Here is a 19,718-nt window from a genome sequence, read left to right on the forward strand (position 1 = left end):
TGAGTCAGAAGCGGTAGTCGGCTTTCACGTAGTAGAAGGCGCCTTCGGCACCGGCCGGGGAGATGCTCTGGTAGGCCACGCGCCCGCCGACAAAGCGGTTGGCCACGTCGATCTTGTCCGGGTAGCTGTCGAAAATATTGTTGCCGCCCAGGGTCAGGGTGAGCGCCTGGCTGATGTCGTAGGACAGGCTGGCGTTGCTCACCCATTGCGCCGAAAAGGTCTGGTCGCGGGCTTCGCCGAGGTTGGAATCGAGGGTGTAGGTGCCGTAGCGAATCGTGTTGACGCTCGCCTGCCAGGCGCCCTTGTGCCAGTCGGCACCGAGGATCAGCTTGCTGTTGGGCGAGGCGCTTTCCACATAGCTCAGGGCTTCGCGATTGATCAGGGTGATGCCGGTGCCGGCCAGCGGGCCGGGGTTGTCCTTGATGTCGGTGACCTGGGTCTTGCTGTAGTTGAAGGCGCCGTTGAGGGTCAACTGGCTGGCGTCGGCCAGGTCCAGGCGATAGTGGGCGGCGAGGTCCACGCCGCTGGTCTTGGTGTCGAGTGCGTTGGTGAAAAAGCTCACCCCGGAGTAGTTGCCATAGCCTTGGTTGGCGAGGATCTGGCTGACCTGGGGGCCGCTGAGGGTTTCCGACAGGGCAATGCGGTCCTTGATGCGGATGTGGTACGCATCGAGGCTGACACTTGCACGCTCGAGCGGCTGCCAGACCACGCCGAGGGACAGGCTGGTGGATTTTTCCGGCTTCAGGTCACTGGCGCCCAAGGCGCGGGCGACCGGGGTGTTCACGCTGACGGTGCCGACCTGGTAGGCGGTGGGGTCGCCGGCCTTGAACTCGGTCTGGGTCGCCGAGGTGCCGATCTGCCCCAGGGTGGGCGCGCGGTAGCCGCTGCTCAGGGTCGAGCGCAGGCCCCATTGCGGGGTGAAGTCGTAGCGCGCGGAGAACTTGCCGGTGCTGGTGGTACCGAAGTCGTCGTAGTGCTCGCTGCGCCCGGCCAGGCCCAGTTGCAGTTTGTCGGTGACTTGCTGCTCCAGGCCCAGGTAGCCGCCGAACACATGGCGGGCATAACGGCCTTCGTCGCTGTCCTGGGTGCCGGGGAAGCCCTGGGCGCCGCCGGCACGGGCGGGCAGGGCGCTGCCGTGGGTCCAGGAGGCGAGGTCGCCGGCGATCACTTCATAGGCTTCGTTGCGCCACGCCAGGCCGCTGGAGAACACCAGCGGGCCTGCGCCCCAGCCGACCTTGAGTTCCTTGATGTGGTCCAGCCCGACGTTGGTTTGCTCATTGACCAGCGCCCCGGCATTGAAGCTCGTCGGGCTCGCGGCGCCGAGGCTGGCGTTGAGCGAATCGCTGAGGTGATAGTCGATGCGGTTGCGCCCGTAGTTGGCACTGAGGTCAAAGCTGCCAAGTTGCTCATCGCGAATCTTCACGCCGCCGGTGACCGAGGCATCCCGCGAGCGCACGTCGAGCAGTGGCAGGAAACCGTTGGGGTACACGGCCACCAGGTTGTTGGGGTCGATGGGGCGGCGAAAGGTTGCCTGGGATTCGCCGGTACGGTCCTGGTAGGTGGCGAAGCCGTACAGGTCGACCGTGTCGCTCAGGGACAGGCCGCTGTTCAGCGCCAGGTTCCAGTCTTCAAGGCCCGGCGAGCCGTAGCGCCAATGGCGGTCGGCATCCGCTTCACGGGCGTCGCCGCTGGGGTAGAACTGCCGGCCATCGGTGCCGCCGGTGGAGGTGCGTTCGCTGCGCAGGCCTTCGCCACTGAGGGTGAGGAAGCCATCGCCGGGCAAGGTGAAACCGCTCCAGCCCCCCACCGACCGGCGAAAGCCATCGCCCTTGGTGTACTGGCCGAAGGTGCTTTGCACGGCGCCGCCGTGGTCCTGCTCCTTGAGCACGATATTGACCACCCCGGCAATCGCATCCGAGCCGTATTGGGCCGAGGCGCCATCGCGCAGCACTTCGATATGGTCGACGGCGCTGACGGGAATCGTCGACAAGTCCACCGCCTGTGAGCCACGCCCCAGGGTGGCCTTGGTGTTGACGAACGCCGAGGCATGCCGACGCTTGCCATTGACCAGCACCAGCACCTGGTCGGCGGCCAACCCACGTAACGACACCGGCCGCTGCGACGACACGCCATCGGTGCCGTTGACCTGCGGGTAGTTCACCGACGGCACCAGGGTTTCCAGGGCCTTGGCCAGGTTATCGGTGCCGGCGCGCTGCAGTTGCTCGCTGCTGATCACATCCACGGGGGCCGCGCTTTGCAGTGCGGTGACGTCGCTGCGCCGGGTGCCGATCACCTCCACGGATTTCAGGCGTGGCGCCAGCGGTTGGCTGTTGGCCGCCGCTGCAGGGTCGGCCAGTCGATGGATCAATACCGCACCGCTGGCCGTCTGGCTGAAGCCCAACGGGGAGCCGCCCAAGGCAATGCCCAGCGCCTGTTCCTGGCTCAGTCGGCCCTGGATCGCGCGGCTCCCACGGCCTTCCACCAGCGGCGGGTCGAAGGCGATAGGGTGGCCGCTTTGCTGGGAGATGCTCAGCAGCACCTCATCCAGGGGGCCTGCGGGGATATTGAAGTCAATCACCCGTTGTACCGACGCCGCGTCGTTTTGCGCCAACGCCAGGCTTGGCAGCGTCAGCCCGCCCATGGCCAATGCACACGCCAAAGGCGCCAGGGTGAATCCTGTTTTCAACATGTGAATCTGCTCCGGGTCGTGATGTTCTTTACGACCTTGAGCAACTTCGCGTGTGGATTTTCACTACTAAGTTAGAACGATTAGTTGGGTGTCTAGATGATTTAGTTGCGCTTATAAGCTTCGATCAAATGGGTCTAAGTGCGCAGTGAAAATATAAGGGACTATCTGCACAAGGGTACTGACAGCCAGAACGGGTTGTCCGCGCAAAGCATACAACGTTCACCGCGATGAACGTGTACGGCGGTCTGCACGCTTACGGAGAAGCTCATCAGGAGACAGATACCCATGTCTGAAGTGCAAGTTCTACAGGTTCATGTCCAACGACCTAGCCGTTCGGTCAGTTGTGGAGAAAAAACGTTTCAGCTTAGCCTTCTCGCGGTAATCAAAGGAGGAGATTGCTATGTCTGAAGCCCTGGCTATTCGTTGCGAAAACACCGTGCCGCGCAGCATGGTGCACCGTGCCGCCGTCAGCGAAGTGTTCCTGACCGGCGCGGAACTGGTAAAGGAAGGACACTTTCGCTGCAGCGCCCAACTACCGCGTACCCACAGTTACTTCAGTGAACATACCCACCGCGCCGCACACTACGACATGCTGTTATTGCTGGAAGTATTCCGCCAGGCGTCAATTTATATCTCCCATGCGTTCCTCGACGTCAGCGCCCAGGACAAGTTTATCTACCTGGACAGTGTGACCCGCGTGACCGACCGGAGTTTATTGGTGGTGGGGGATCGTCCGGCATCCGCCGAGATCGATGTCTACGTGGTGGATGAATACCTGCGCCACGGCGAGCGCAGTGGCGTGACCCTGAACATGTCCCTGAGCATCAATGGCGAAGTGGCTGCACGCCACGAACGCATGAGCATTCGCTGGATGAGCGGCGCGGCCTGGAACAAGATGCGTGCCCGTGGCCTGGCGGCGATTCCCGCCAACGCCGACCCATTGGCACAGTTGCCGCCACCCTTGAGTCCATCCGCCGTAGGGCGTCACTGGCTGAACAATGTGGTGCTCGGCCGTGAACTGGAGCAGGGCGCCGCGACGCTGGTGGCGCCGCTGATCGTCGATCTGAACAATCCGGCGATCTTCGACCACCCCCTCGACCATATCCCCGGCATGCTGTTGCTCGAAGGCTTCCGCCAAGTGGCGCTGGTGGCGGCGGACCGGCAGTTGCAGGTGGGCCCCGAGCAGTTGCTGTTATCCCGCTGCCATGTGGTGTTCACCCGCTTCGGTGAGTTTGGTTTGCCAACCCAGGTCCGTGCGGACCTGACCTCCCTGGCCCGCGACGAACACGGTCGCATCACCCTGGCGCTGGAGGTCGAGCAGGGCGGCGCGGTGATTGCCACCGCTGAGCTGGAGTTGCTGCCGCTGGTCGCCAGCCAACCCTTGGCCCTGGTGGCGGGAGGTGTGCGATGAGCGACCTGCAATTTATCTGGTTCGATTTCGGTGGCGTGCTGTCGCCGCCGATTCCGGCGCTGTTCGAGCAATACCAGGTCAAGACCGGCCTGGCTCCACACGTGCTGCAACAGGCCATGGGCGATGTGGCCGATGAGTTGGGCGTGCCCATGCTCGCGCCGGTGGAGAGTGCCTTGCTCACCGAGCGCGAGTGGGGCGAGCGCCTGGCGCAGGCCCTGCGTCGCCGTGACCCGCAGGTCGATTTATCCCGCGCTCACCTGCACACCTTCGGCGCGCAATGGTTCGCCGGGGTGCCGGCCAATGCGCCGCTGGTGGCCGCCGTGCGCGCACTCAAGCGTGCCGGTTTTCGCGTCGGCATCCTCACCAACAACGTGGTGGAGTGGGAGCGGCATTGGCGGGCGATGGTGGGCCTGGATGAGGTGGTGGACCTGATCGTCGATTCCAGCCAGGAGCGCAGCCGCAAGCCGGAGCCGGCGTTCTTCCAGGTGGCGACCGCGCGCTCGGGCGTCGCGCCGCAGCACAGCCTGTTGATCGACGACGTCGCGGAAAACATCGACGCCGCCGCCGCGCTTGGCTGGCAAGTGCTGCACTTCATCGACAACCACCAGGCGCTCGCCCAGCTGCAGCGCCTCACCGCTGTCAGCCTGTTGCAACCTGCCGTGGAGCCTGCCTGATGAATATCGCCGTGATCGCCAGACCCGAGGTCACCGTGGCACGCATCCCGCAGTTGGATGCACCGCCGGCCTATCAACCCGCCAGCCCCGCCAATGGCCTGCCGAGGATTCTGCTGCCCAGCGGCCACCTGGCCTTTCACCTGACCCGTTACGAACACGTGCAGGCGTTGCTGCTGGATAACCGCGCGATACGCGCGCCGTGCAACGAAGAAGACGGCGCGAGCTTTTTGCCGACCATCACGCCGCCTGAACTGCTGCTCAACAATGACATCCCCGACCATGGTCGCCTGCGCAAGGTGGTGGCCCGGGACTTCAGCCCCAGTGGCGTGGCGTTGCTGCGCGACAAGGTGGAACACGCCACCCATGAACGCCTCGATGTATTGCAGCGCCAGGCGCCCGGTGCCGATCTGTTTGCCCAGGTGCTTGACCACATCCCCGCCACCGTGGATTGCCAGTTGCTCGGCATCCCCTTGAGTGACCGTGAGTATTACCGGCCCCTCAGCCATACCGTGCAGGTGGCGTCGGACGCCGATGTGCCGGAACTGCTGAACCAGTTCTGGGGCGTGTACAACTACCTGACGGACCTGGTCACCGGTACGCGGCCCACCGATCCCGATGGGCTGATCCAGCGCTTCGTCGCGACCCGTGCCGACAGCGAGCCGCCGCTCAACGACAAGGAGCTGGTGGGCATCCTCCTGGGGGTATTGATCGGCGGCGACCAGAACATCCTCACGGTGCTGACCAAATCGGTGTACACCCTGTTGGCGGCCCCTGAGCTGTGGCAACAATTGGTCGACGATCCGGCGCTGATCCCGGAGGCGGTCGAAGAACTGCTGCGCCTGATTCCCCTGGGCACCATCTCGACCTTCCCGCGCCTGGCCAGCGTCGACCTGGAAGGGCCGTGGGGGCTGATTCCCGCGGGCAGCATCATTTACGCCGATGCGTTTGCCGCCAACCGTGATCCGGCGGCGTTCCCCGAGCCCCTGGCGATCCGCCTGGACCGCAAGGGTGCGCGGCATTTGCAGTTCGGCTACGGCATGCACAACTGCATGGGTGCCGCCCTGGCGCGCCTGGAAATCACCACGGTGTTGCAGATCCTCGTGCAGCGCTTCCCGAACCTGCGCCTGGCGGTGCCGGCGGACCAGGTGCCCTGGGTCGACGGCATCATCCTGCGCCGTCCTGCCCGCTTGCCGGTGCACGGCTTCACTTCAACCTGACCTTGGAAGGACCCATGAAAACGACCTTTGCCGATACGGCTCTACTGACCATCATCCTGCTGGCGATCTTCGTCGTGCCCAGTTCCATCTCGGGTACGGCGCTCGCGTTGCCGGCCATCGGCGCCGACATCCAGGCGCCGTTGACCAGCCTGCAATGGGTGGTCAATGCGTTCAACCTGGCGTTTGCCTGCTTCACCCTGGCGTGGGGCGCGCTGGCGGATCGGCTCGGGCGCAAACGCTGTTTTGTCGCCGGCGCTTCGCTGTACGTGGTGGCCTCGGTGCTGTCCGCCGTGGCCGAGAGTGCCTGGCTGCTGGATGCGGCGCGGGGGCTGGCGGGCATCGGGGCGGCGGCGATCTTTTCCTGCGGCATCGCGATTTTGTCCACCCACTTCAGCGGCCCGGCGCGGCTGCGCGCGTTTGCCCTGTTCGGCACCGTTGCCGGCCTGGGCGTGAGCCTGGGCCCGACCTTGTCCGGCCTGCTGCTGGACAGCGTCGGCTGGCGCGCGATTTTCTGGGCCCATGGGGTGACCCTGGTGATCGTGCTGCTGGGCAGCCCGTTGATTACCCGCGATGGCGTGCTGGCTGAACACACCGCGCGCTTCGATGTGCCGGGTGCGACGCTGTTTGTGCTGGCATTGTTGGCGCTGATGGTGGCGATTGTGCAGGGCTCGCAATGGGGCTGGAGCAGCCGCGGTGTACTCGGCCTGGTGGCGGTCGCCGTGGTGCTGTTGGCGGTGTTTACCTGGCAGGAGCGTCGCCACCTGCAGCCAATGCTCGACCTGTCGCTGCTGGCGCGCGGGCCCTTTGTCGGCCTGGCGCTGGTCACCGTGGCGGCGTCGTTCGGCTTTGTGACCTTGCTCACGTACCTGCCGAGCTACCTGTTCGGCGTGCTGCAATTGAGCGCGACCCATGCGGGCCTGGCGATGTTGCTGCTGACGGTGCCGATGCTGTTTTGCCCGATCCTGGCGGGCAAGTGGGCGGCACGCGGGGTGTCGGCGATCGGCATTCTCAAGGCCAGCCTAATTGCGTTGTTGGTCGGTGTGGTGGCGTTGGCGCTGGTCAGCCAGGTCGGTGTGGCGCTGTGGCAACTGGCAGTGCCGCTGTTGCTGGTGGGCATCGGCATGGGCCTGTCGGCCGGGCTGGTGGATGGCCTGGCGCTCAAGACCGTGCCGGAGCAAAAGGCCGGGATGGCCGCGGGCCTGCTCAACACCTTCCGCCTGGGCAGTGAAGCGATTGCGGTGGCCTTGTATGGCTCGCTGCTGGCGACCTTGCTCGACAGCCAGTTGCGCGGCACGTTGAGCCGCCTGGCGCCCGACCCGGCGACCCTGCAACGCTGGATCGACGACGTCGCCGCCGGCAATCTCACCGGGTCCCTGCAAACCCTGGGCGCGGAGCAGGCGGGGGCGGTGCACAGCCTGTTTATCGGCGGCTATGACAGTGCCTTCCATGGCGTGCTCTGGGCGCTGGCGGTGATCCTGCTGGTGCTGACCGTAGTGGTCACCTGGCTGGTGCGCCCCTTGCGCGAACAGGAACGCAGCGAGGCGCAACTGGCCGCCCACTGAGCCAGGCGCCGCACCGCCTGCGATGCCCGCAGGCGGTGCTTTGGCGTGCCGGTAAAGGCGCCGAAGGTTATGCAAAAAATGCAGTTCGATGGCTTTTTTTATTCTTTTATCTGGTGATGCCCCCTGGGGCAAACTGGACTCACCTGCCCGGACGCAGGTCTACCTCAAACCGACAGGCCCACCACCACTTGTCCGCTGGCGTGTGCAGTCCATGAAGATTATGGACCTATGGACCCGAATGCTTTGCTCAAGACCCGCCTCATCGGCCAGATTTTCCAGCAGCACTACAGCTGGCTATGCGCCCGCCTGTCCTATCGTACCGGTTGCAGTCACAGCGCCGAGGACATCGCCGCCGAGACCTTCCTCAAGGTGTGGATGCTGCCCGACCCCACGGCCATTCGCGAACCGCGCGCGCTGCTGACCACCATCGCCCAGCGCCTGATGTACGAGAGCTGGCGCCGACGCGACCTGGAAAAAGCCTACTTGCAGATCCTCGCCGACGTGCCCGAACACGTGCACCCATCACCCCAGGAACAACTGATTCTGATCGAGAGCCTGTTGGCCATCGACCGGCTGCTGGACGGCCTGTCGGGGCAAGCCAAGGCGGTGTTCGTGCACAGCCAGTTGGACGGCATGACCTACACGCAGATCAGTGAACGCCTGGGCCTGTCCCTGGGGCGCATCCACCAATTGATGACCCAGGCCCTGCGCGCCTGTTACCTGGGGTTGAGCGAGTGAGCAAACAGCCTTTGAACGACCCGGTGGCCGAGGAAGCCATCGGCTGGCTGGTGCAGATCCAGTCCGGCGACTTCAGCCCCGCCCAGCAGCAGGCGCTGGATGAATGGCGGGGCACCTCGGCCCATCATCGCCAGGTATATGCGCAACTGCTCGCCGGTCTCGATCAGCTCAAGGCCTCACCCTGGCGCGGGCGCTCCAGCGCGCAGTTGCTGCGCAGCCTGGAGCAACCCAACAGCCGTCGCGCATTTCTGCGTACCAGTCTGTGTGCGCTGGGACTGGCGGCCGGCGCGGGGTGGGGCTGGCGTTTTGAAGACGCGGGGCAGACCTACGCCACCGGCACCGCCGAGCGTCGCACCTGGCAACTGGCCGATGGCAGCACCCTCAAGCTCAATGCCCGCAGCGAGGTGGTCTCGACGTTGGCCGGGGACGCGCACAGCCTTGAACTGCGCACCGGCGAAATGCTGGTGAACCTGCTGCGTCCGCTGCAGGTCAAGACCCGCGCCGCCCATATCAGTGCCACCACGGGCCGCCTGATGCTGAGTGAACAGGACGGCGCGATGCGCCTGGTCACCCTGGATGCCGATGCGGTGCTGCACTTCGACGGCGGTGCCCAGCAACGGGTGGCCATGCACCAGAGCACGCTGTTCGACCACCAGCGCATCCTCACCCAAGTGCCCATGGCCGCCACCGAAACCGCCTGGCTCGACGGCTGGCTGGTGGTGCGCAACCAGACACTGGCCAGCGTGGTGGAAGCGATCCGGCCCTACCGCAAGGGCATCGTGCGCCTGGATGCCGCGGTGGCGCAGCTGCGCGTGAGTGGCCGGTTCCCGCTGGATGATGCGCGCCAGACCCTGGAGGCCTTGGAGCAAAGCTTGCCGATCAGGGTGACGCAGTGGGGTGGGGTGCTGGTGTTGATCGGGGCGCGGGCCTAGGGGCCGGTCAGGCGCATGGGGGCTGAAGACGACTCCGCCACGCTGGCTGCCGGGGTTATTTCATGTCCCTTGCCTGCACGCCTCATTCATTCAGAGCATGCGGCGCAGCACGTCGTTGCGCGGATCGCGGTCGTAGAAGCGGTGCTTGAGGGCGCCTGCGACATGCAGCACGATCAGCACCAGCAGCGTGTAGGCGAGGACTTTGTGCAGCCACTGGAACACCGCGAACCAATCGTCATTCTTCGGCAACAGCTCCGGCAGGTTGACCCCGAAAAAGAACACCCCGTCGCTCATCGTAAAGGTGCTCGACATGGAGTAACCCATCAGCGGCACGATCACCAGCAGGACATACATGACGCGCTGCGTCAGGCGTGACAGGAAGCGTTCATACCCGGCCAGGGTTTCCAGCGGCTGCGGCAGCCTGGGGGTACGAAAGCGCACGGCGAGCTGAGTCAGCACCACCAGGAACGTCAACACCCCGAAGGACTTGTGCCACGGGTAATAGAGCTCGAATTTGCTCGCCACCTCATCATTCATGCCGGTCATATGCCAGCCTGCCCAGAGCAGGCCCAGCACCAGTACGGCCCGCAGCCAGTGCAACAGGCGCAGGGACGTCGGGTAGCGATCGATTGTCGGTTGATCCATTGGGTTCATATCAAGCTCTCCAGGGAGCGATGCACGGTGGAATGGCCACCCTCGACGTTGGAGGGTGGCTCGGTCAGGACAGCGCGTGTGCTCAGGCCGGCAGCAGCACGGTGATGACTTTCTCCTCGGTGTAGGCCAGCGCGCCGCTGAACCCGCCTTCACGCCCGATACCGCTGGTCTTGACGCCGCCCCAAGGCAGGTTGGCGTCCAGCGGGCTCCAGCAGTTGATACCGACGGCGCCGGCCTTTACCGCCGCCGCCACACGGTGCGCCCTGGCCAGGTCGCCGGTCCAGACCGTGGCCGCCAGGCCGTAGGTGCTGTCGTTGGCGAGGGCGATCGCTTCGTCTTCGCTGTCGAACGTGATCAGCGTGCCGACCGGCCCGAAAATCTCGTCCCGGGCGATGTCCATGTCGTTGCGGGCGTTGGCGAAGATCGTCGGGCGCACGAACCAGCCTTGCTCGGGCGTCGAGACGCCGCCGGCCAGCAGGGTTGCCCCCTGGTCGATGCCCCGCTGGATGTAACGGTTGACGCGATCGAACTGGGCTTTCTTGGCCACCGGGCCCATCTGTACCCCGGGCTCGCGCGGGTCGCCGACGTTCACTGCGTGTGCGGCCTCGGCCAGCGCGGCGCCGAAACGCTCGGCGAGGCTGCGCTGCACCAGGATCCGCGAGCCGGCGGCACACACCTGGCCCTGGTTGGCGAACAGGCCGAGTGCACAGCCGCGCAGGGCATCGTCGAAGGACGCATCGTCGAACACAATCTGCGGGCTCTTGCCGCCCAGTTCCAGGGCCACGCGCTTGAACAGCACGCCGGCCGTGCGCTGGATTTCACGCCCGGCCTCGGGGCTGCCGGTGAAGCTGATCTTGGCCACATCCGGGTGCTCGCACAGGGCGCGACCGACTTCGTTGCCGTAGCCGGTGACCACGTTGATCACACCGTCCGGGAAGCCGGCTTCCTGCGCCAGCAGCGCCAGGTGCAGGGCCGACTGCGGGGTTTCCTCCGAAGGCTTGACCACCACGGTACAGCCCGCCGCCAGCAACGCGGCGAGCTTCCACACGGTGATCATCAGCGGCGAGTTCCAGGGCACGATGGCACCGACTACGCCGACGGGCTCGCGCACCGTGTACGACAGGGTTTTGGTGCCGAAGTAACCGCCGGTGGGAATGGTGCGACCTTCGAGCTGGTTGGCCCAGCCGGCGGCGGCGCGCAGGTTGGCGATCGCGTTGGGCAGGTCCATCCGGCGCGGTTCGACGGGCGAGCGGCCGATGGCATTGGCGTCCAGATCGGCCAGCAGTTCGCTGTCGCGCTCGACCAAGTCGGCCAGTTTCGCCAACAGTCGGCCACGCTGGGCGCCGCCGAGTTGGCTCCAGTCGCCCCTTTCCAGTTGGTGGCGTGCCGCCGCCACGGCACGTTCCACGTCTTCGCGGGTGCCACGGGCGGAGCTGCCATACACCTGCTCGGTCACGGGGTTGACCAGGTCGAAACGGCGACGGTCAAAGGCTTCGCAGGGCGTACCTTCGATGAAATGATTCAAGTGCTCAGTCATGTTGCGGTCCTCGAGTAGTGGGCAGGCTCACGCCTTGAGGGACGCCAGGGCGTCGCCGAAGATGTCCAGGGCCTTGAAGAACAGTTCGCGGGAGATGGTCAGCGAGGGCATCACGCGCATCACGTTGCTGTAGCGGCCGCAGGGGATCATCAGCACGCCGTGGTTGAGCAGGTAGCCCATCAACTGGCCGATCTTTTCGCCCGCCAGGGGCGCCTTGGTGAGCGGATCCTCGACCAGTTCGATACCGATCATCAGGCCGCGCCCGCGCACTTCGCCGACCAGCGGGCTGTTGAAGCCGCGAATATGCGCCTGGGCTTCCAGCCCCAACGTGTGGGCGCGGTTGAGCAGGTCGAGTTGTGGATCCTGCAGGATGCTGATGTTGGTCAACGCCACGGCCGCCGACAACGAGTTGGCGGCAAAGGTGTTGGGCATCGAGCCGTCGGGAATCTTGGCCGCCAGGTCCGAACGCATGATCAGCCCGGCCATGGGCAGGTCGCTGCCGATGCCCTTGCCGAAGGTGAGCATGTCGGGCTTCACGCCGGAATGTTCGACCGCCCACATCTTGCCGGTGCGTCCTGCGCCGGATTGCACTTCATCGACAATCAGCAATGTGCCGCTGCGGTCGCAGGCCTGGCGCAGCAATTGCAGGAATTCCGGCGAGGGTGGCACGTAGCCGCCTTCGCCCTGGACCGGCTCCACGATCACGGCTGCCACGTCATCGGCGGCGGTGTAGGGGGTGTTCAACAGGTAGTCGATGTACTCGCCGGCGATCTGCTCGGCGCTTTTGTGGGTGGTGTCGAAGGGGAAACGGTAGGCGTACGGGTAGGGCGCGTGGATCACGCCCCCCATCTGGGCACCGAAGCCCTTGCGGTAGGCGGTGCCGGTGGTCAGCGCGCCCGAGGCATGCCACACGCCGTGGTAGCCGCCATGGAAGGCGATGATCTGGTGGCGTCCGGTAATGCGCCGGGCAAACTTGATCGCGGCCTCCAGCGCATCGCTGCCGCTCTGGGTGAAGAAGGTCACGCAGTCGCCACGCAAGCCATCGGGGGCGATCTCGGAGAGCTTGGCCGCCAATTCGGTGCGCCGCGTGCTGTTGATTTCCAGGGCGTGCATCAGCACTTCGGACTGTTCGCGAATCGCCTGCACCACTTTGGGGTGGCAGCGGCCGACGCTGCTGACGCCCACGCCGGCGGACAGGTCGATGTAGGTGTTGCCGTCGGGGTCTTTGAAGGTTGCACCGAAGGCGCGGTCCATGGCCACCGGCATGCGGCCGCCGCCGCGTGCCATCGACTCGGTGCGCGCCGACAGCGCCAGGGCATCGCGGGTCTTGGGGCCGGGCAGTGTGCCGGAGACAATGTGCGGGGCATCCGCGAAGTGCAGGGCTTGAAAGTTGGCTTCACTCATGACGGTCTCTCTGGAATGTCGATTTAAGTGTGCCGATCATCTCCGCCGCGGGTTCCCGGCCGGTAGCCCGAATCGGCACATGAGACGCGGGCAATCCAGCGCATAAACAATTTGCAGGATGTGACCGATGTGCGAGTATCAAAGGCATCGGCGATCTAAAAACAAGAATGTTGGTAGAGGCACACCCCCCCAATGAAAAACCAGACGATCAGCCATTTCCGCGATATCCACGTCCACGCAGCCACTATCCAACAGTGGAGCCAGGACTACAGCCAGCTCACCGCCGGTTCGGCCGAGAGTTCGCTGATGCAACTGACGACGACCGGTTGCCACCTGTTCCTCGAGCAGATCAACCAGCGTGTGGTGCAGAACGGCGTGGCGCCTCGCGACAAGATGTGCTTTGCGGTGCCGATCAATGTGCCCGGCTCGGTTCGCATGCAGGGCCGCGAGGTGGATGACAGCAGCCTGTTCTTCCTCCACGGTGGCGAGGAGTTCATGTTCCATATGCCGATGGGCATGGAGCTTTTGTCCATTACCTTTGAGCGTGAATTGTTCGAAGAGGCGCTGGAACAGACGGCGTCGGCGAAAGAACTCAATCGGTTGCTGCGCCAACCGGTGATAAAGGTGTCTCCCCAGCGTTTCGCCCAGGCCCGGCGTCGATTGCTGGCATTGTTCTCCGAGGCCCTGGTAAACGATGACCTCGACTACACGCGCGAGCGTGAGTCGGCGCTGGAACAAGCCATGCTCGGCGAGCTGCTGCAACTGATGACCGACCCGGCCTGTGACAAGCAGCAGCGCAGCCCCAGTTCCACGCGCAGCTTTATCGTCGAGAAATGTCATCGCCTGGCCACGACCGAAATGATCAACGTGCCCAGCGTGATCGATTTGTGCCAGCGTCTCCAGGTGAGTCGGCGCACGGTGCAGAACAGCTTCCGCTCGGTCGCCGAGACCACACCGCTGAATTACCTGCGCTCAGTGAGGCTCAACGGCGTACGCCGAACCTTGATGTCTACCCGGGCATCCGAGCTGTCGATTGGGGATGCCGCCGCCCAGTGGGGCTTCTATCACCTGAGCCATTTTGCCGCGGAGTATCAGGAACTGTTCGCGCAGTTGCCGTCCCACACGACCCGCGCCGCCATTACCGGCAAAGTGCGAGCCTGAACCCAAGCCTTTAGCAAGATCGGAATCAGCCTGCGTCGTCCGCTCGGGATGTGCAGGTGTTTCGCCGTGGGCGCTTGCGTTACCGATTTGGGATACCGGCACGCTGTCGGGCAGGCATAGGATCGATGCCAGCGTGCAACAACAACGACAAGCTATTCGGTACCGGTCGACAGCCGGCTGCACCGATCCTACAGCGACTGCCTCATACAATAAGGTCAACAGCATGAGTGTATCCAACTCGATCAACAGCTCCACGGAGCTCAAGCGTGGCGCCCTGGGTGTGGGCTTTATCATCTTCTTCGTGGTATCGGCGGCAAGCCCGCTGAGTGTGATCGCCGGCGGCTTCCCCATCGGCATCATGCTGGGTAACGGCGCGGGCACCCCGACGTTGCTGATCCTGGCCTTGCTGGTGCTGCTGGCGTTCTCGGTGGGCTACACCACCATGGCGCGCCACCTGACCAATGCCGGCGGTTTCTACGCGTTCACCGCCCGTGGGCTGGGCGGCCTGGCCGGTGGCGCGGCCGGGGTGCTGGCGATGTTTGCCTATAACATCCTGCAGGTCGGCTTGTACGGCATGTTCGGCGGGGTAGTCAGCGGCACCATGGAAGCCGCCTTCGGCCTGGTGCTGCCGTGGTGGTCCTATTCGCTGATGGCGATGGCAAGTATCGCGATCCTGGGGTATCGCAAGATCGACCTGTCCGCGCGGGTATTGTCGGTGATGGTGATCGCCGAGTACCTGGCGATCCTGGTCCTGGATTTCGCCATTCTCAAGTCCGGTGGCGACAGCGGCATCAACCTGGATTCGTTCAGCAGCCGCCAGGTGTTCAGCGGCACGCCGTCAATCGGCCTGCTGTTTTGCTTCGCCGCCTTTATCGGCTTCGAGGCCACCACCATCTACGGTGAAGAAGCCCGGGACCCGCAGCGCACCATTCCGATTGCGACCTACTGCTCGGTGTTGCTGATCGGCGGTTTCTACGCGTTGTCGGTGTGGTCGATGGTGGTGGGCGTGGGCGCGGACAAGATCGTGCCGATGCTGCAGGCCTTGCAGGACCCGACTACGTTTATCTATGGCATGTCCGACCACTTTGTCGGCCCGCAACTGACCCAGGTTATCCGGGTGCTGTTTATGGTCAGCATCTATGCCGGCCTGCTGGCCTTTCACAACGCCGCCGCGCGTTACTTCTACGCCATCGGCCGTGACGGCTTGTTGCACAGCCAGTTGGGCACCACCCATCGCGTGCACCAGAGCCCGCATATGGGCTCGGCCTTGCAGAGCCTGATCTCGGCCGTGGTGGTGTTGATTTTCGCGGCGCTGGATGCCGATCCGATCCTGCAGCTGTTTGCCTGGCTGTCCAACCTGGCCACACTGTGCGTGATACTGCTGATGGCGCTGACCTCGGCCGCGGTGCTGGTGTTCTTCCGGCGCCATCCGCAGCTCAAGGTCGGGCTCTGGCGTGGGCAGATCCTCCCCGGTTTCTCGTGCCTGGCGCTCGTGGCCGTGCTGGTGCTGGCGGTGGTGCATTTCGATGTGCTGACCGGTGCCAGCCAACTGCTGTCCTACGGCCTCTGCGCGATCATTCCCCTGGCGTTGCTGGGCGGTGTATTCCTCGCGGCGCGGCTGCGCAAGGCGTCGCCACAGCGGTTCCTGGCCTTGGGCAGCCACAAGCTTTAAGGCGTGGGCGGTGGTGCCTGCCTGCTCAGCCTGACCAGCAGCGCGTGGTCAAGGCTGTCGAAGGGTCAACCAGGCTGGAATGACCACGCCTGCCGAGTAGGCCCCGCTGGAAATAATCCCGAGGATCAGCCAGCGGCGTGGATAAATCATGGGGGAACTCAATGTTGGAGAGTTGAAAGGCGGCCACCGCAGCTCAGTCAGGCGGCACGCCATTACACGCGGAAATGCCCGACCAGCTGTTGTTGGTGATTGGCCATCTGATGCAATGCGTCACTGGCCTGCGACGCCTCGTGCATGCGCCCGGCGAGTGTTTCGCTGATACCGCGGATGTCGCTGACGCGATGGCTGATATCGTCCACCACGCTGCTCTGCTCCAGGGCCGCACTGGCGATCTGCTGATTCATTTGTTCGATCACATCCACGGCCTGGGAAATATGCCCCAGCGCCACCCGGGTCTGTTGCACCTGGAGCACGCTGCCGCCGGCTTGCTCGCGGCTCAGTTGGGTACTGTGCACCACCGCCTGGCTCAACTGTTGCAACGTTTCGATCACCGTGCGCACCTGTTCGACCGAACTCTGGGTGTTGCTGGCCAGGTGCCTGACTTCATCGGCCACCACCGCAAAACCGCGACCCTGCTCGCCGGCACGGGCCGCTTCGATGGCCGCATTCAACGCCAGCAGGTTGGTCTGTTGCGCGATGGCGCTGATCACGTCCAGTACCTGACCGATCTGGTTGCTGCTGTCGGCCAGGGCGTTGACTTGCTGGAGGGTGGTTTCCAGGCGTTGGTCGAGGGCCTCGATGCTGCGTTCGGCGGTGGAGAACACCGCCTGGCCTGAGCGGCTCGCGTTTTCGGCGGCGGTGGCGGCGTCGGCGGCGCTGTGGGAGTGACGGGCGACTTCCTGGGCACTGGCGCTCATTTCGTGCAGCGCGGTGGCGGCCAGCTCCACTTCGCGGTATTGGCGCTGCATGCCGGCGCTGACTTCGCGGGCAATGCCGGACGAGGTGTCGGCGCTGTCGCGGGTGTCCAGGGACGCGGTCTGGATGGCGCGAATAATCGGCTGCAAGGTGTCGAGGAAACGGTTGAAACCATTGGCCAGGCGGCCCAGCTCGTCGCGTCGCCCGACGGGCAGGCGCTGGGTCAGGTCCCCGTCGCCTTCGACAATGGCATCGAGCAGCTCGGCCATCTTCAGCAATGGGCGAGTCACGCCGTAGGCCGCCAGCCAGATCAGCAGCATCCCAAGGCTGCTGGCCAGGATGCCCAGGCCAAGGTTGAGCCAATTGGACTCACGGCTTTTGTCGTCCAGTTCGCTCTGCATCTGCCGGGCGGACGCCTGCACCCGCGACTGCGGGACCTTGATCTGCAGTTGCCAGGCTGGGGTGCCCGCTGCCGTTTGCACGGATTGGCGGATGTCCAGGGTTTCCCCCGCGACATCGCCGCTGCGTCCCGCCACTTGACCCGAAGCCGACACCAGGGTGACCTGGCTGTCGCCCTGGTACAGGTCCTGGCTGAGGTTGGCGGCCAGTTTCTGCAAGGTGTCGAGGCTGATGTCCATGCCCACCACGCCGAGCACGTTGCCGTCGACGATCAGGGGGATGGAAATGCTGCTCATCAGGGCTTTGTGGCCTTCCACTTCGATGGTGTACGGCTCGACCACACACACCTGTCGTTGCGCCTGAGGGCAGGCGTACCAGGCGTTTGCCGGTGCGCTGCCGGGGGGCGCAGTGTTGGCGGCGATTTGTGTCTCGCTCAACACCTCCTGCACCAGTTGCCCCGGCTGGCTCTGGGACCAGTACAGCGCAAAGCGCCCGGTTTCATTGCCGGCCAGGGCGCGTTGGTCGCGCCAGTCGGCGTCGCTGCCGGCCAGGGCATCGGGCAGCATGATCACGTACAGGCCGAGGACTTTTTCGCGCTGCCTGAGGGCTTCTCGGGCGATGCCGACCAGGGCTTGACGCAATTGCACGACCGTCAGGCGTCCATTGAGGGTTTGCTCGCGCAGTTGCAGAACCTGCTGGGCGAACCCTTCGCCATACAGCGCGGTTTCATTGAAAAACCGCTCCACCTGTTGGCCATGAGCCACGGCCTGGGCCTGCAAGCGTTCCAGCGCGGCCTGTGTCAGCAACGCGCTGCTCTGCTCCTTGAGCAGCTTTGCACTGGTTTGATTCTGGTAGGCGCTGGCGCCAATCAGCGCGCCCACGACTGCCAGCAGGCAAAGTCCGCTCAGCAGGGTGATACGCCATTGGAGGGTGAGATGGGCTGGACGCATGGCTGGGGCTTCCTACGGGGGCGTTGGCGGTGATGGGCACGTTCTTATTCTTGTTGCCGGCATCCGCGCATAGCACGGGTGAGGCTAGGGTGCGGGCATGACAGGCCGGGCGGCTATCCCAAATCGGCAACAGCGCGAGGAGGGATCGGGCGGCCCCGACCTGTTTTGGGGCGGGGCTTTGGATGCTACCGATTTGGGATAGCGAGCCGTTCCAGGGCGGGCATAGGATCAAATTCAGCGCGCAACTAAAACAAAACGCTAACCGGTGCCGATGCGGTGTGGTCGGGCCAACCCAAAAGCGACTGCCTCATACAATAAGGTCAACAACATGAGTGTATCTATCCCGGTCAACAGCTCTACGGAGCTCAAGCGTGGTGCCCTGGGTGTGGGCTTCATCATCTTCTTCGTGATATCGGCGGCAAGCCCGCTGAGTGTGATCGCCGGCGGCTTCCCGATCGGCATCATGCTGGGCAACGGTGCCGGTACCCCGGCTTTGCTGATCCTGGCCTTGCTGGTGCTGCTGGCGTTCTCGGTGGGTTACACCACCATGTCGCGCCACGTGACCAATGCCGGTGGCTTTTACGCGTTCACGTCCCGTGGCCTGGGTGGCCTGGCGGGCGGTGCCGCTGGGGTGCTGGCGATGTTTGCCTATAACATCCTGCAGGTCGGGTTGTACGGGATGTTCGGTGGTGTGGTCAGTGGCACCATGGAAACCGCCTTCGGCCTGGTGCTGCCCTGGTGGGCCTACTCGCTGATGGCGATGGTGAGCATCGCGATCCTGGGCTATCGCAAGATTGACCTGTCGGCGCGGGTGCTGTCGGTGGTGGTGATCGCCGAGTACCTGGCGATCCTGGTCCTGGACTTTGCCATCCTCAAGTCCGGCGGCGACAGCGGCATCAACCTGGACTCGTTCAGCAGTCGTCATGTGTTCAGTGGTACGCCGTCAATCGGCTTGCTGTTCTGTTTCGCCGCCTTTATCGGCTTCGAGGCCACCACTATCTACGGCGAAGAGGCCAGGAACCCCAAGCGCAGTATCCCGATTGCCACCTACTGTTCGGTGTTGCTGATCGGTGGTTTCTACGCGTTGTCGGTGTGGTCGATGGTGGTGGGCGTGGGGGCGGACAAAATCGTGCCGCTGCTGCAGTCCCTGCAGGACCCGACCACCTTTATCTATGGCATGTCCGACCACTTTGTCGGCCCGCAGCTGACCCAGATCATCCGCGTGCTGTTCATGGTCAGTATTTATGCCGGGCTGTTGGCCTTTCACAACGCCGCCGCGCGTTACTTCTACGCCATCGGCCGCGACGGTCTGTTGCACAGCCTGCTGGGCACCACCCATCGCGTGCACCAGAGCCCGCATATGGGCTCGGCGTTGCAGAGTTTGATCGCTGCGGTCGTGGTGCTGATATTTGCCGCGATGGATGCCGATCCGATCCTGCAACTGTTTGCCTGGCTGTCCAACCTGGCCACGTTGTGCGTGATCCTGTTGATGGCGCTGACCTCGGTGTCGGTGTGCGTCTACTTCCATCGGCATCCCGAGCTGAAGGTCGGGCTGTTGCGTGGACGGATCCTGCCCGGTATTTCGTGCCTGGCGCTGGTGATGGTGCTGGTGTTGGCGGTGGTGCATTTCGATGTGCTGACCGGTGCCAGCCAACTGCTGTCCTACAGCCTCTGCGCGATTATTCCGGCGGCCTTGATCATCGGCATCGTGCTCGCCGCGCGACTGCGCAACAGCTCGCCGCAACGCTTCCTGGCCTTGGGCAGCCACAAGCTTTAAGGCCCTCGCGTTTTTATCGCTCGACT

14 protein-coding genes and 1 pseudogene are annotated in these 19,718 nt (G+C 64.3%); 9 read left to right on the plus strand and 6 right to left on the minus strand.

Annotated elements, in window-relative coordinates:
- Positions 1-4: 4 nt before the first annotated feature.
- Positions 5-2,689: a TonB-dependent receptor gene (locus tag BFP99_RS06905; RefSeq protein WP_083221149.1), complete on the minus strand. Its 2,685-nt coding sequence runs from the start codon at positions 2,687-2,689 to the stop codon at positions 5-7.
- 400 nt (positions 2,690-3,089) lie between these two features.
- Between BFP99_RS06905 and BFP99_RS06910 the strand changes: the two genes are divergently transcribed.
- From BFP99_RS06910 to BFP99_RS06935, 6 genes are all read left to right on the plus strand, one after another.
- Positions 3,090-4,100: a ScbA/BarX family gamma-butyrolactone biosynthesis protein gene (locus BFP99_RS06910; RefSeq protein ID WP_027606696.1), complete on the plus strand. Its 1,011-nt coding sequence runs from the start codon at positions 3,090-3,092 to the stop codon at positions 4,098-4,100.
- Positions 4,097-4,774 carry an HAD family hydrolase gene (locus BFP99_RS06915; RefSeq protein WP_065946932.1) on the plus strand — a complete coding sequence of 226 codons (678 nt, stop codon included), beginning with the start codon at positions 4,097-4,099 and terminating at the stop codon, positions 4,772-4,774. Before BFP99_RS06910 ends, BFP99_RS06915 begins: the two co-directional genes overlap by 4 nt.
- Positions 4,774-5,991, plus strand: coding sequence for a cytochrome P450 (locus tag BFP99_RS06920; protein WP_137212270.1), 1,218 nt, complete (start codon positions 4,774-4,776; stop codon positions 5,989-5,991). Before BFP99_RS06915 ends, BFP99_RS06920 begins: the two co-directional genes overlap by 1 nt.
- 14 nt (positions 5,992-6,005) lie before the next feature.
- Positions 6,006-7,553 carry an MFS transporter gene (locus BFP99_RS06925; RefSeq protein WP_065946933.1) on the plus strand — a complete coding sequence of 516 codons (1,548 nt, stop codon included), beginning with the start codon at positions 6,006-6,008 and terminating at the stop codon, positions 7,551-7,553.
- A gap of 228 nt (positions 7,554-7,781) precedes the next feature.
- Positions 7,782-8,291, plus strand: a complete 510-nt coding sequence (locus BFP99_RS06930; RefSeq protein ID WP_065927404.1) for a sigma-70 family RNA polymerase sigma factor — start codon at positions 7,782-7,784, stop codon at positions 8,289-8,291.
- A complete protein-coding gene (locus BFP99_RS06935) occupies positions 8,288-9,223 on the plus strand; it encodes a FecR family protein (RefSeq protein ID WP_065927405.1) in 936 nt (311 codons plus the stop codon). Before BFP99_RS06930 ends, BFP99_RS06935 begins: the two co-directional genes overlap by 4 nt.
- A 90-nt stretch (positions 9,224-9,313) precedes the next feature.
- Here the strand turns inward: BFP99_RS06935 and BFP99_RS06940 are convergent, their stop codons facing one another.
- The 3 genes from BFP99_RS06940 to BFP99_RS06950 form a co-directional block, all read right to left on the minus strand.
- Complete coding sequence (locus tag BFP99_RS06940) at positions 9,314-9,877, minus strand: cytochrome b (RefSeq protein WP_027606691.1); 564 nt, start codon at positions 9,875-9,877, stop codon at positions 9,314-9,316.
- Between the two features lie 82 nt (positions 9,878-9,959).
- On the minus strand, positions 9,960-11,414 hold the full coding sequence (locus tag BFP99_RS06945) for an aldehyde dehydrogenase family protein (protein WP_065946934.1): 1,455 nt from the start codon (positions 11,412-11,414) through the stop codon (positions 9,960-9,962).
- A gap of 27 nt (positions 11,415-11,441) precedes the next feature.
- Positions 11,442-12,818, minus strand: coding sequence for an aspartate aminotransferase family protein (locus tag BFP99_RS06950; RefSeq protein ID WP_065946935.1), 1,377 nt, complete (start codon positions 12,816-12,818; stop codon positions 11,442-11,444).
- Positions 12,819-13,010: 192 nt separating this feature from the next.
- On the opposite strand from BFP99_RS06950, the gene BFP99_RS06955 reads away from it, so the two are divergent.
- The gene (locus BFP99_RS06955) at positions 13,011-13,979 is read left to right on the plus strand and encodes a helix-turn-helix domain-containing protein (RefSeq protein WP_065946936.1); all 969 of its coding nucleotides are present in this window, start codon (positions 13,011-13,013) and stop codon (positions 13,977-13,979) included.
- 223 nt (positions 13,980-14,202) lie between these two features.
- On the plus strand, positions 14,203-15,651 hold the full coding sequence (locus BFP99_RS06960; protein WP_065946937.1) for an APC family permease: 1,449 nt from the start codon (positions 14,203-14,205) through the stop codon (positions 15,649-15,651).
- Between the two features lie 212 nt (positions 15,652-15,863).
- Here the strand turns inward: BFP99_RS06960 and BFP99_RS33960 are convergent, their stop codons facing one another.
- Both BFP99_RS33960 and BFP99_RS33965 read right to left on the minus strand, forming a co-directional pair.
- Positions 15,864-16,619 (minus strand): methyl-accepting chemotaxis protein, encoded by a 756-nt coding sequence (locus BFP99_RS33960; protein WP_370671276.1) that lies wholly within the window; start codon positions 16,617-16,619, stop codon positions 15,864-15,866.
- Between the two features lie 102 nt (positions 16,620-16,721).
- Positions 16,722-17,915 (minus strand): annotated as a pseudogene (locus tag BFP99_RS33965) (HAMP domain-containing protein); the annotation flags it as partial.
- Between the two features lie 328 nt (positions 17,916-18,243).
- Between BFP99_RS33965 and BFP99_RS06970 the strand changes: the two are divergent.
- Entirely contained in the window at positions 18,244-19,692 is a 1,449-nt protein-coding gene (locus BFP99_RS06970) for an APC family permease (protein WP_027606685.1), read from the plus strand.
- The last annotated feature ends 26 nt before the right edge of the window (positions 19,693-19,718 follow it).

Source organism: Pseudomonas sp. 1 R 17, assembly GCF_900067035.1.
GTDB classification, from domain to species: Bacteria; Pseudomonadota; Gammaproteobacteria; order Pseudomonadales; family Pseudomonadaceae; genus Aquipseudomonas; species Aquipseudomonas marginalis.